Here is a 12,507-nt window from a genome sequence, read left to right as displayed (position 1 = left end):
CGGCGGGATTAGCGCCCGCCACCATCACCTATCTTGCTACAACCTTAGATATTCTAAAAGCTTCATCAACCAGCCCTTCGGCAAGCCGTTTGTCTCTTCCTACTTTCCTTCCTATATTTGACTGTGATTTCATCGTCTATAGGATTAAATTGATGGCAAAAAGCTTGCATATCTCGCTTTTATCTAGTCGGTGTACTGTTCAGCAGTACCCGGCCATTTTATTCGGCTTCTCTTCACCTCCTTAATCGGGTTACAGTGCCATATAAACTGCTGCTCTCTAAATCCCCCTTGTTTTAATAGCGACCCACCCCTCATTGTTCATACATGTAATCATTTTGCTCATATCAATTATCTACATGATAGCATCTTTGAGCATACTCGTCAATCACATTTTGATTATGTCATTGCGCGTTATCACCTGAAGATGCTACAATATGTGCAAAGGAGTGATTAGATATATGTCCTTAAAATGTCATCTCAGTCGTATAATGGGCGAAAAAAGAATTAACATTTCTGAAGTTGCCAAAGAGGCGGGAATAGCTCGAAATACTGTTACCGCTCTATATCACGAAACAGCAAAGGGCGTAACCTGGGATGTATTGGAGAAACTTTGTGCCGCCTTAGATTGCCAACCAGGGGATTTATTAGAATATTTACCAAAAAAGTAGCTAAGCTATCATTATCAAAAGGCCACGCCGCTAACCAAAACGGAGTGGCCCATTCTTTATTACTATATCAACCTCTAATAGCTCCCTGCCTTGTTATGTCTCTACATTTCCCCATTAAAATCTTAACTTTGTGATAATTTTCCAGAAAATTAATAAGCCCATCTTGTTTGAGTTGTTTTGCAAATTTAGGGATTCAAACAAGTTCACCCCAGATATCTTACGTTTCTCTCCCATATTCAACGTCCCACCCGCCTTCTTCACTCAAAACGCCGATCTATATCATTACATTTCTATGGAACATTATTTGAGATACTCCGATTAGAGCACTCTACTTCTTTTTTGTTGTAGGGTCCGGAGAGGATGTTCCGTCCCTTGGGAATGTTGTACTCCGTTACTATAACGTTACCATTCGTTTATTATGTGAATTGCTTGATTGTGATTTTCTACATATCCGATTTTCCCCTGCTTCACCGCAACTATTTTCTATCATTAGGCATGTCACTTTCGGATTTAGTAAAACCCCCGAAAGCATCGTCACTACCGTCACCATTGTCACTAGCCTTAATTTTACTGGTTTCAGCCCGTGACGATGGTCTAGTCTGTTAGAGAATAATTTTTGTTATCCATTGCCTATCAGCATCAATAAACCTACGCAGTAAATCACTCCACCCGTCTGATGCCTTCACAACCACTAACCAACACCCACTTACCCACCCTTTATCAAAGTCCTAAGCTGCGCCGCAACTCCCTCCGCCCCTCCTATGGCTACCACCACAAAGACAGTATCATTCCCCGCCACCGACCCTAAGATTGCCGATAACGACAGCGCGTCAATCCAGCGGGCTACAGCCCGAGCCATGCCCGGCAGCACGTGAATCACGATCAATGAACCGCTGGCAGCAAGCGACAAAACAGCCTTCCGTATCACCCGCCGCTCCCTGGGCGTCGGGCCGGGATCATGCCGTCCCGGAAGCGCATAACGATAGCCGCCGTCTGCCATAGCCACCTTACTCAGCCTCAGTTTCCGCAGGTCCCGCGACAGCGTCGCCTGGGTAGCGTCCATCCCTTCCCGCCGCAGCGCTGCCAGCAATTCTTCCTGCGTTCCGATCCGCTGCCGGTCAATAATCTGTTCAATCAGGACCTGCCGTTTCGTTTTCATTCCCGTTCCCTCCCCTATAAAAGTCTGCCCCGTCTATGAACTAGACGGGGCAGACTGTAAATAAAAAAACTACTTTGCTCTTCTCGGAAAAGCCAAGATTGCCGCGCTCCATCCCGTAGCCTGTCATTGCCAAGAAAGACCCAATGGGCCCAGCCTGTCATTGCGAACACAGTGAAGCAATATCGTCCCGTCCCCCTCCCTGAAGCTTCGTACTTACGGCACAATCCGGGTGCCGCTCCGTCCCTCCAACGCCTCCTTCGCCTTAGCCAACGAGGCAATCAACGCCTGCCGTCCCGGCTTTGACGCCACAAACTGCATCGCCGCCTTCACCTTCGGCAGCATGCTGCCGGGGGCAAACTGCCCCTCGGCAATATACTTTGCGGCTTCTTGCAAACTCATCTGCGCCAGATTCTTCTGGTCCGGCTTGCCAAAGTGGACCGCTACCTGTTCTACGGCGGTTAAAATGACCAAAGCATCGGCGTCCAGATCCGCCGCCAACCGGGCCGCGGCCAAATCCTTATCAATCACCGCGGCTACTCCTTCCAGTCTGCCGCCCTCTTCCACCACCGGAATGCCGCCGCCGCCCACGGTAACCACCACTTCCCCCGCGTCAACCAGTTCCCGAATGGATTCCAGCTCCACGATCTGCTGCGGCTCCGGTGACGCCACCACCCGCCGGTAACCCCGGCCCGCGTCATTCACCATCACATAGCCCTGCTCTTTTTGCAGGACTGCCGCTTCTTCCTTGGTATAAAACGGGCCAATCGGTTTGGCGGGATTCTGAAACCCCGCGTCGTGCCGGTCCACCACTACCTGCGTCAACAGCGTAACCACCGGTTTTTTGATATTCCGCCGCTTTAGTTCCTCCCGCAGGGCTTGCTGCAGGTGATAGCCGATCAGCCCCTGGCTCATGGCGCCGCAGACATCCAGCGGCATCGCTGGGGTAATCTTCCGGGCATATTCGTTCTGCAAGACCAGCCGCCCCACCTGGGGGCCGTTACCGTGGACGAGGACGAGCTGGCTGCCGCCGGCAATCAGGTCCACCAGATAGACCACCGTCTCTTTCACTACGGCAAGCTGCGCCGCCGCGGTGGCAGGCTGGCCCTCCGCCTGCAAGGCGTTGCCGCCTAAGGCTACAATCAGTTTCATAGGGATTCTCCTCTCCTCACTCATCCTAACTCAAGCCGCCTGTCGCCAGCAGGCCCAGGGCCACCGTCCCGGCCACGGCGAATAACAGGGCAATCACTTTCTCATAACCGGCAAACACGGGCTGCTGGTTTTCCCGTTTTACTTGCCGGAATACGAAGATGCCCACTGCGTACAGAATCGTCACCAGCAAAATATATTTCAGTCCCGCCGCGTAGATCAGCCAGGCCGCATAGACACTGGACAGGACCGCCGTCATTAGGTCCTTGTTTCGCCCCGCCGGGTTCTCGTCATAGGTTTCGCCCGTAGCGGCCAGCTTCCAGGCATACAGGCCGCTGAACAGATAGGGAATCAAAATGGCCGAACTGGCGATGGAATACAGGGCCTGATAGGTGCTGCTGGAAACCAGGGTGAGAACCAGCGCAATTTGCACCAGGGTGTTAGTTAAGATCAGCGAGTTGACTGGCGAGCCGTTTTGATTTTCCTTACGGAAAATCTTCGGCAAAATGCCGTCCCGGGCCGCCACGAAAGGAATTTCCGCCGCCAGGATGGACCAGCCTAACAGCGCCCCGAACAGGGAAACCACCAGGCCCGCGTTAATGACCACGGCCCCCCAGGGACCGACCACCGCTTCCAGGACATAGGCCGTGGACGGGGTGTCCAATTTCGCCAGGTCAGCCTGCTGCATAACCCCTAACGACAGGACCGATACGAACACATAAATGACTAATGTCCCAACCAGCCCCATGACGGTGGCCTTGCCTACGTCCCGCCGGTCTTTCGCCCGGCCGGAAATGACCACGGCTCCTTCAATGCCGATAAAGACCCATAAGGTAACCAGCATGGTACTCTTGACCTGGTCCAGTACACTGCCTAAAGAAGTGTTGGCTTGTCCCCAAAGATCGAAAGTAAAGGTTTTTAGGTTAAAAGCGACAACCAGGACAAGCAGGAACAGGAAGATCGGCACCAGTTTGGCAATCGTGGTCAAAACATTCACCAGCGCGGCTTCTTTCACACCCCGCAGGATCAGCGCCTGCAAGGTCCAAACCAGAACCGAGGCGCAGACAATGGATACGGCGTTGTTCCCCGTACCGAAGACGGGGAAGAAATAACCCAGCGCGCCAAAGAGCATGACCGCATAGGATACGTTGCCCAGGAGCGCGCTCAGCCAGTAGCCCCAGGCGGCGTTAAAACCGATGTAGTCGCCGAAGCCTGCCTTGGCGTAACTGTACACGCCGCCATTGAGTTCCGGTTTGCGGACCGCTAAATTCTGATAGACCAGAGCCAGGGCAATCATGCCAATGCCGGTGATCAACCAGCCGATGAGGATGGCCCCGGCGCCCGCGCCGCGGGCCATGTCGGCGGGCAGGGAAAAGACGCCGCCGCCGATCATGGACCCGGTCACGAGACCGATTAAGGCAATCAAACCCAGTTTTTTATCGTCTGCCAAAGTAAATCCTCTCCCTTTAGCGTATTCTTACTATCCCAGGGTGGCCACCATCACGGCCTTAATCGTGTGCAGCCGGTTTTCCGCTTCGTCGAAGACCACCGAATGGGCGCCCTCGAAGACTTCGTCCGTCACTTCCATAGCCGTTAAGCCGAACTTGCGGTGAATCTCTTTCCCAACTTGGGTGTTCAGATCATGAAAGGCGGGCAGGCAATGTTCAAAAACAACATTCTGGTTGTAGGTCATCGCCAGCATCCGGTTGTTGACCTGATAAAGCTGCAATAAGTTGATCCGCTGTTCCCAGACCGCGTCGGGCTCGCCCATGGACACCCAGACGTCCGTGTAGAGGACATCGGCATTGACCACCCCGGCGGCAATGTCCGGGGTGATGGTGATTTTCGCGCCGCTCCCTTCCGCAAGTTGGCGACATTGTTCTACCAGGCGGTCCGAGGGGAATAACCCTTCGGGGGACACGATCCGGAAGTCCATGCCCAGTTTGGCCGCGCCGATCATTAAGGCGTTGGCCACGTTGTTCCGCCCGTCGCCAACATAGACAAAGACCATTTGGTTATAGGGTTTATGGAGGTGTTCCTGGGCGGTTAAAAAATCGGCTAATACCTGGGTCGGATGGTCCGCGTCGGTCAGGCCATTCCAGACCGGCACGCCGGAATAGGCTGCCAAGTCCTCCACCACTTTCTGGTCAAAGCCCCGGTATTCGATGCCGTCGTAGATCCGCCCCAGCACCCGGGCGGTGTCGGCGATGGACTCCTTCTTTCCCATCTGGCTGCCCGTCGGTCCCAGGTAGGTGACGTGCGCCCCCTGATCGAGCGCCGCCACTTCGAAGGAGCAGCGGGTCCGGGTAGAATCTTTTTCAAACAAAATAACGATATTCTTCCTACTGAGCCGGGGCTGTTCCGTCCCGGTGTATTTAGCCCGCTTCAGTTCCGCCGCCAAATCTAATAAGTAATGAATTTCCTTAGCGGAAAAATCCATGAGCGTTAAAAAATTGCGGTTGCGCAAGTTGAATCCCATATTCTTGTTCTCCTTCCCCAATATCCAACATCCAATTTCCAATTTCCCCGTTCACGCATCATCCCGCACCAGGGGCATGCTCATGCAGCGCGGACCGCCCCGGCCCCTAGACAGTTCCGACGAGGGAATGACATGCAATTTAATCCCGTAGCTCTCTAAGATCCGGTTGGTCACATGGTTGCGGGAATAGACGACCACTTCCCCTGGCGCAATGGCCAAGGTGTTGGCCCCGTCGTTCCACTGTTCCCGGGCGGCATGAATGGGGTCGCCCTGGCCGCAGCGAATGAGGGTCACTTTCCGGTCCAGATACCGTTCCAGAATGGTCTCCAGTTTTTGATGCAGCGGTTCAATCTTGAGCCGTACTGCGCCGGTGCGGTCCCGCCAGGGCGTCATGGCATACACCGTCAACGGCCCTTCGATGCCGGCATGGATGGTAAACTTGTCGTAGTCCACCATGGTGAACACCGTGTCCAGATGCATGAAGGCCCGCGACGCGGGAATATGAAAGGCCAGCACGGTCTCAAAGCTGGCCTGGTCGGCGAACAACCGCTGGCACACTTTCTCCACCGACGCCGCGTCGGTTCGCTGGGAAATGCCGATAGCCAGCACTTTCTCATTTAAAATCAGCTCATCGCCGCCCTCTAAGGAAGTGCTCTCTTCCCGCTGGAACCAGCAAGGAATATGCGCCCCCTGAAAGCGGGGATGATGAGCGAAAATAGTTTGGGCAAACAGCGTCTCCCGGTTGCGGGTCTGGGTCCGCATGTGGTTCAAGGTGATGCCGTTGCCGATGGTGGCAAAGGGGTCCCGGGTAAAATACAGGTTGGGCATGGGATCGCAGACAAAGGGATAGCCGTCGTGGACCCGGTCGGACAGGGTGCTGTTCGGATAGCCGGACAGCTCGTCCCGCCGGACTCCGGCCATCATTTTGGTGACCAGCGAGGGGTTATCGAACCCGGTAAAGTAGTCCGCCAAGGCGCATCGCAGACGGTCATTCTCAACCCCCGCTTCGGCGATAAACTGGCGAATGAATTCCGCCTTAACCCGGTCGTCGGTCAGGGCTTCCGCCGCTAACTGCTCCAGGTACAGCACTTCCACCCCATTTCCTTGCAAGACCGAGGCGAAGTAGTCGTGTTCGCTTTGGGCCACTTCCAGATAAGGGATATCATCGAATAAGAGCCGCGCCAACAGGTCCGGCGTTAAGTTTTCCACTTCCGGCCCGGGCCGGTGCAGCAGCACCGACCGCAGCCGGCCAATCTCCGAGGTAACATGCAGGCAGTCTTCCGCTGCCTCTGGTTTGCGTATTGCATTCTCCATAGGTGAATCATCCTTTCTTGGGACTTACTCCCTAATGGGCAAAGGACTTTGTAACGGTTTGGTTTGTATTTACGTTTCTAATGAGATAGGCTATAATAAAGTTGTTTACAATTTCTTCCGTACGCCCTCTGTTTACGGCAAAATGGGCGCACGAAACCAGCAGCATGAATGCTTGGCGGCTTGCAATGCTGCTTGCTTTTTCCTCTCACCTCACCTCTATTCGATTTTGGAACAAGCAGGTAAAATCAGCTCCTTTCCTACGCTAAGGCAACACCATTCCGTCGGTATTAATCACATCGATTTATATTCATGGTTGCCTTGCTTGTTTAGTGTGTTTATTACAAAAGCGAAATGGTATGGACCCAAGGTTGTTAATTCTTTTCCAACTTTTCCGCTTTAGTAATCCATTCTCAACGTATTCTCTTCGGTCACTGCCCGAAGTTCGCGCTGGTCAACGCCAAACAGGTCTTCTAATGTGTCCCATATTTCCGCCGAAGCACAGCGGCGGCCCAGTTCAATATTGTTGTAGCCTTGTTTGGATATGCCCAGCTGAAAGGCCACTTGCTCTTGCGTAAGTCCCCGCTTTGTGCGTTCTACATATAACCGCCACCGTTTCATCTAACCACCTTCTCCAAGTCCACAATTAGAAGACTTACCTTGATTATTATTTTAGTCCACATTTTGAAGACAGTCAAGGGGGTATTTTATGTTTAGGAAAGAAATATTTTGTGAACGCTTACGTGCACTAAGATCGTCTCAAAACCTTACTTTAGAACAATTAGCTGAGGAATTGGGCTTAGTTAAACAAACCATCAACAATTGGGAAAAGGGCGTCCGCGCTCCCAGCCTTGAGGCCAGCATTGCCCTGGCTGAATATTTCAACGTGTCACTGGATTATTTGGTCGGCTTATCTGACAAGCCAAAAAGGTCTTAAAATTCTTTGCTGCCCCAAGTTTTTCGCATATTGCCGTGTTTTCAGTCGCATTTACGTTTTACGGCGGGTGCGATATAATAAAATTACCTTTAAATTACATTTTCCGTCCTGATGTATACCAAATTGGAGCACACGAAACTCAGCAGCATCAATGCTTAACAGCTTGTAATGCTGCTTATCTGTATCTCACCTCTCCTCTAATTTTGAACAAAGTCGGAAAGTCAGCTCCTTTCATTACAAAGACATTGCTAAACCATTGGTTTTAAATATGGGTACCACCTTTAAAAGGGTACTAAAACATCAACATCTATTAACGAATATAATTTTACCCTAATTTTGGTGTATCGTCAACCTAAAATTAGGGCAAGGAGGTTAGTTTATGCCAGGGTCAGATATAATAAAAAGAATAAAACAAATTCGGGCAGAAGCCGGCCTTTCTCAAGAAAGACTCGCCAAAAGGATTGGTGTGTCACCTGGCAACGTTAGTTCTTGGGAATCAGGCGCAGCACTTCCCGGAGCACTTGCTTTAAAATCAATACACGAAAATTTAGGATATTCCATTGATTGGTTATTAACAGGCACGGGGCCAAGTACCCTTGATTCCACTAGGCAGCCCAACGATAAATTGAAAAATGACCTCGATTTAAAAGAAATGACAGATGTATTAAAGCGATTATTAAAAGATGAAAATGCCGATATACGCAGTTGGACAAAAATACAATTTGAAAAAGCCTTTGGCGAGTATTATCCCGTCAAAAAAATTATGTAATCTACAGGAGCCGTAGGGCATCTTGGATGCACCCTCGTTTTTCGATAGCCATAACCCAGTATTTCTTTCCTGCCTTCCATGGTGATACTCTAAGTAAATACACTTATTGATAATCTTGGCATCTTTGCGAACTTTGAACACGATACCACCTAGGCTCCATTGCCTCCTCCACTGCCAGCATGATCCTTTAACGCATAGTAAGGGCACTTCTAGGTCCTAAAAATAAGTATCAAAAAAGCACTCCTTTGGAGGAGTGCTCAGACTGTAGACAAAAACGCACTTTACGCAAAGCGTAGGGTGCGTTTTTGTCTACAGTCTGAGAGGCAACCTATTGGGTTGCCTCTTTTGTATTCGCATTTATAAAATAATAAAAGTTGCTAACTTAATACGAGTATCATGCCTCCCCTTGCAAGAAACCTAAAGGAAAGGCTGTTATACTAAATCTCCTCACTGTACCTTTAAATATTTTACCATAATCATACATCACAGCACCGCTATAACCCCCGCTTACGCCTGTAGCACAAACTCCACCTGCCCATCTTTTACTCCGTCGATTTTCCCAACAACCTTTTCCAATTGGAAAGACTTTAGGTAACAACTAAAATTTGAACTCATAGGAAGATTCCCTTCACTTAATAAATATTTCCTAAGAAAATCACATTTAATACCAAATAATGTATCAGTCTGGTTTCGGATAGTGCACTGTAACACTATCTCTTCGAGATTTTCCCGTGCCGCCGTTTTTTATCATCAGAATCTCCGCCAGTACAGAAAATGCGACCTCTTCTGGGGACATATCGCAGATATCCAGACCGACAGGGGTGTGGACTTGAAGGAGCAAATCCCTGCTGATCCCCTCTTCTTCAAGCTGTTGATACATTTCTTTTGTTTTTTTCATGCTGCCGAGCATACCTACATAAGCAAAACTTTTTTGCAGTGCGCCTTTGAGAGCGGATTTATCTTGCGTATGCGTCGGTGCGCAACATAAATAGTAGGCGCCGTCCGGAATACGTCCTTCCAGAATGCCTTCCTCATATGTCTTACAGGCAAGAAAACGGTCGGCAATGTTTATCTTATCCTGAATTTGCTCTGGCAGCCGGGTATCAATTAATATCGTTTCAAAATGGAGCAGCTTTGCAAACTGTAGCACCGCACCGCCTACGTGCCCAGCACCGCAAACCACAAGCTGTAATCCAGGACTGACCGCTTCGACCAGCAATCCCACTTTAAAACTGCACCCCAGACCCGGTTCTTCGTAAGTGGGACTATGAACATAATGCTTATAAAAGCTTTGTCTTTCTTTTATTGCCTGGGCAGCTTCTTCAAGCGCTTGACGTTCAAACGCACCGCCTCCTACCGTCCCAAAGGTCGTTCCATCTTCGAGCAACAGCATCTTTTTGCCTACTGTACAGGGGGAAGTACCTTCCGTCTCTGCTACCGTCAATACCGCGTAAGAGATACCCGCCTTCCTTGCTTTTAGCTGTTCTTCCAGAATTCTCATTTCTCCCTCACGCAGCCTTGATAATAACATATATAAATATCAGTATTTAAGCATTCCACATTATTTACCCTCCCATTTTACTTGAGAAAGCCCTTGATTTCCTCCTTGCCTGGTACTTTTCCAGCGACTTTAAGAACGCCGTCCACAACAAGAGCCGGCGTTGTCATGACTCCGTATTTCATAATTTCTTTTATGTCTTCTACTTTGACGATTTCCGGATTCATACCTAATTCTATCGCAGCCTGTTTCGTATTTTCATAAAGGTTGCTGCATTTTTGACACCCCATGCCGAGAATTTCGATTCTCATGCCCGGTACCTCCTGTTATTTTAAAAATTTAAGGAAACTTTGGCTGTGGGCAATCTGTTCGCTGAGTGTTTTCTCCACTGCGTCGACCACATCAAATACGGAAGGATAAATAACACGATACATTACCTTTTGCCCGTCTTTCCTGGAATCAATTAAGCCTTGCTTTTTCATAACACCTAAATGCTGCGATAAATTCGATTGTTCGATATCAAGTTCCTCGATCATCTCGCATACACAGCGTTCCCCATCTTTAAGAAGGCGTAAAATGCCAACCCGTACCGGATGGGAAAGGGTTTTGAAAAAATCCGCTGTTAGTTTAGTAACAATCTCTTCCGCCATTTCTTCTTCCTCCTATAAAATTGCGTTAAATAAATACCCAATAATAATGATTGATATTGATACAATACCAGTAAATATGGCTATTAGCTTTGGCTTTATCACCTTGCGCAAGATAATCATCTCCGGCGTGGAAATGGCGACGATCGCCATCATAAAGGCCAACGCCGTACCCAAGGGCATCCCTTTCTCCACCAGCGCCTGCACAATGGGAATCGTTCCGGCGGCATTGGAATAGAGGGGAATAGCTATTAATACGGCTATAATAACAGCAAAGGGATTATCCGGTCCGGCATATTTCACCACAAAGTCAATCGGTGCATAGCCATGGATCCAGCCGCCAATGCCAATGCCGACCAAAACATAGGGCCAAACCCGTTTTAGGATATCAATAGTATATTCTTTAGCATACCCTACCCGTTCCTGCCAGTTAGGCACTGCAACTTCACTTTCCCCCATCTTAATTTGATAGACATACTCTTCCACTAAATGTTCCAGATGCAGCTTGCCGATGACGATGCCGCTGAAGAAGGCGATAGTCACTCCGGTCGCCACATAAATGGCGGCAATTTTCCAGCCGAACAGGCCCCACAGCATAACCAGGGCTACTTCATTCACCGTCGGCGACGAAATCAGGAAGGAAAAGGTTACTCCCAGCGGCAGACCGGATTCGAGAAAACCGATAAACAGCGGCACTGCCGAACAAGAGCAAAAAGGAGTAACAATGCCCAGGAGCGCCGCCAGAAAGTTGCCCACATATTCCCGTTTGTGACTTAACAACTTTTTAGCCCGTTCCGGGGGAAAATAACTGCGGATCATAGCCACTACAAAAATAATGGTAACCAAGAGCAAAAAGATTTTCATGGTATCGTAGAAAAAGAAATCCACTGCATCGCCAAGCCTTGTACCGGGCGTGATTCCTATCCACTCATACACGATTAGGTCTGCAAATTCTTGTAACACACTAAACACCCCCATTAGTCAAGTACGCGTCTTATTTATCCCCAATAGCTACCAGGGATTTAATAAACAGCAGCTTATCAATTATTATAGTTATGCCTGAAAACATATTACATAAAATTGGCCGATAGTATACATTCATTTCTTTAATATTTATTAGTTCATAGTTTTCTATTATTTTCGGTTTCCCTACTTGCACGGACGGATAACGGAGCCCTCCGTGGCAACTGCAGACCCCGCCCGGTCGTTCAACCACATCCAGTGTGATTATGTTATCCGGCGACTTAGCCTTAATATAATCCAAAGCCGCCGGCTCAATACGAATATCCATGCTTATCCTCCATAAATCTGATTTATTCTCAGTGCACTTATCAAACATATTTTACCAGCAATCAAAAAAGCTATGCTTACTGATGCTTAGCATAAATAGCCTGTTTCTCAACATCAGAATGCAGACGATCAATAATAAAGGCTATAAGTACAACCCCTGTCAGACCGCAAATCCAGCGCGTTACTGAAAACGAACTACCAAGAAATTGAGTCTCAAACAAGAACATCGGGACTTTTAAAGTCGCCCATGCACCGATAAACACAATGACATTAAATAAGCTGGTGCCTTTTTTCAGCATCACTGCTGCTACCGGAAAGGCAGCGTACAACGGACCGGCATTGGCAATGCCCAACAATATCGCAAGCACCAGTCCTTTAGCCCCTGTCCCCGGCCCCAGATGACTGACCACTTTTTCCCGGGGAACCCAAGTATCCAGCAAGCCCAATATAATAAAGACGGGTGGGATAAAGCTTAACATTTGCATAAAACTATCGGTCGTCTGCGCGACAATTTTCATACCCAAAGTCTGATTCCAGGTGTAAAACGCTCCATCAGCCACGAGAAGCAGCAAGACCCACTTATAACGATCCAGTGCTTTCACT

General features: G+C 49.2%; 15 protein-coding genes. 3 read left to right on the top strand and 12 right to left on the bottom strand.

The window, feature by feature from the left end:
• Positions 1–458 precede the first annotated feature (458 nt).
• Positions 459–668, top strand: coding sequence for a helix-turn-helix domain-containing protein (locus LUCIF_RS08425; protein WP_122627436.1), 210 nt, complete (start codon positions 459–461; stop codon positions 666–668).
• A 706-nt stretch (positions 669–1,374) separates the two neighbouring features.
• On the opposite strand, the gene LUCIF_RS08420 is transcribed toward LUCIF_RS08425, so the two are convergent.
• The 6 genes from LUCIF_RS08420 to LUCIF_RS08395 all read right to left on the bottom strand — a co-directional run bounded on the left by LUCIF_RS08420 (position 1,375) and on the right by LUCIF_RS08395 (position 7,384).
• The gene (locus LUCIF_RS08420; RefSeq protein ID WP_122627435.1) at positions 1,375–1,827 is read right to left on the bottom strand and encodes an arginine repressor; all 453 of its coding nucleotides are present in this window, start codon (positions 1,825–1,827) and stop codon (positions 1,375–1,377) included.
• Between the two features lie 213 nt (positions 1,828–2,040).
• Positions 2,041–2,976 (bottom strand): carbamate kinase, encoded by a 936-nt coding sequence (gene arcC, locus LUCIF_RS08415; RefSeq protein ID WP_122627434.1) that lies wholly within the window; start codon positions 2,974–2,976, stop codon positions 2,041–2,043.
• Between the two features lie 25 nt (positions 2,977–3,001).
• Positions 3,002–4,423 (bottom strand): arginine-ornithine antiporter, encoded by a 1,422-nt coding sequence (arcD, locus tag LUCIF_RS08410; RefSeq protein ID WP_122627433.1) that lies wholly within the window; start codon positions 4,421–4,423, stop codon positions 3,002–3,004.
• Positions 4,424–4,453: 30 nt separating this feature from the next.
• Positions 4,454–5,452, bottom strand: a complete 999-nt coding sequence (argF, locus tag LUCIF_RS08405; protein WP_122627432.1) for an ornithine carbamoyltransferase — start codon at positions 5,450–5,452, stop codon at positions 4,454–4,456.
• 51 nt (positions 5,453–5,503) lie between these two features.
• Positions 5,504–6,766, bottom strand: coding sequence for an arginine deiminase (gene arcA, locus LUCIF_RS08400; RefSeq protein ID WP_122627431.1), 1,263 nt, complete (start codon positions 6,764–6,766; stop codon positions 5,504–5,506).
• A 396-nt stretch (positions 6,767–7,162) separates the two neighbouring features.
• On the bottom strand, positions 7,163–7,384 hold the full coding sequence (locus LUCIF_RS08395; RefSeq protein ID WP_122627430.1) for a helix-turn-helix domain-containing protein: 222 nt from the start codon (positions 7,382–7,384) through the stop codon (positions 7,163–7,165).
• A gap of 88 nt (positions 7,385–7,472) precedes the next feature.
• Here LUCIF_RS08395 and LUCIF_RS08390 point away from each other — a divergent pair, with 88 nt between their 5' ends.
• Both LUCIF_RS08390 and LUCIF_RS08385 read left to right on the top strand, forming a co-directional pair.
• Positions 7,473–7,700 carry a helix-turn-helix domain-containing protein gene (locus LUCIF_RS08390; protein ID WP_122627429.1) on the top strand — a complete coding sequence of 76 codons (228 nt, stop codon included), beginning with the start codon at positions 7,473–7,475 and terminating at the stop codon, positions 7,698–7,700.
• A 379-nt stretch (positions 7,701–8,079) separates the two neighbouring features.
• Entirely contained in the window at positions 8,080–8,469 is a 390-nt protein-coding gene (locus tag LUCIF_RS08385; RefSeq protein ID WP_122627428.1) for a helix-turn-helix domain-containing protein, read from the top strand.
• Positions 8,470–9,148: 679 nt separating this feature from the next.
• Here LUCIF_RS08385 and LUCIF_RS08380 read toward each other — a convergent pair.
• The 6 genes from LUCIF_RS08380 to LUCIF_RS08355 form a co-directional block, all read right to left on the bottom strand.
• Positions 9,149–9,970, bottom strand: a complete 822-nt coding sequence (locus LUCIF_RS08380) for an XdhC family protein (RefSeq protein WP_122627427.1) — start codon at positions 9,968–9,970, stop codon at positions 9,149–9,151.
• Positions 9,971–10,047: 77 nt separating this feature from the next.
• Positions 10,048–10,278 (bottom strand): thioredoxin family protein, encoded by a 231-nt coding sequence (locus LUCIF_RS08375; protein WP_122627426.1) that lies wholly within the window; start codon positions 10,276–10,278, stop codon positions 10,048–10,050.
• Between the two features lie 15 nt (positions 10,279–10,293).
• The gene (locus tag LUCIF_RS08370; protein ID WP_122626941.1) at positions 10,294–10,617 is read right to left on the bottom strand and encodes an ArsR/SmtB family transcription factor; all 324 of its coding nucleotides are present in this window, start codon (positions 10,615–10,617) and stop codon (positions 10,294–10,296) included.
• 12 nt (positions 10,618–10,629) lie between these two features.
• Entirely contained in the window at positions 10,630–11,577 is a 948-nt protein-coding gene (locus tag LUCIF_RS08365; protein ID WP_122627425.1) for a permease, read from the bottom strand.
• 31 nt (positions 11,578–11,608) lie between these two features.
• On the bottom strand, positions 11,609–11,905 hold the full coding sequence (locus tag LUCIF_RS08360; RefSeq protein WP_122627424.1) for a CC/Se motif family (seleno)protein: 297 nt from the start codon (positions 11,903–11,905) through the stop codon (positions 11,609–11,611).
• Between the two features lie 76 nt (positions 11,906–11,981).
• On the bottom strand, positions 11,982–12,506 hold the full coding sequence (locus LUCIF_RS08355) for a permease (RefSeq protein ID WP_122627423.1): 525 nt from the start codon (positions 12,504–12,506) through the stop codon (positions 11,982–11,984).
• Position 12,507: the final 1 nt, after the last annotated feature.

It is taken from the genome of Allolucifera butyrica (genome assembly GCF_900476375.1).
GTDB classification, from domain to species: domain Bacteria; phylum Bacillota; class Negativicutes; order Sporomusales; family UPPP01; genus Lucifera; species Lucifera butyrica.
This window is presented reverse-complemented; position numbering and strand designations above follow the sequence as displayed.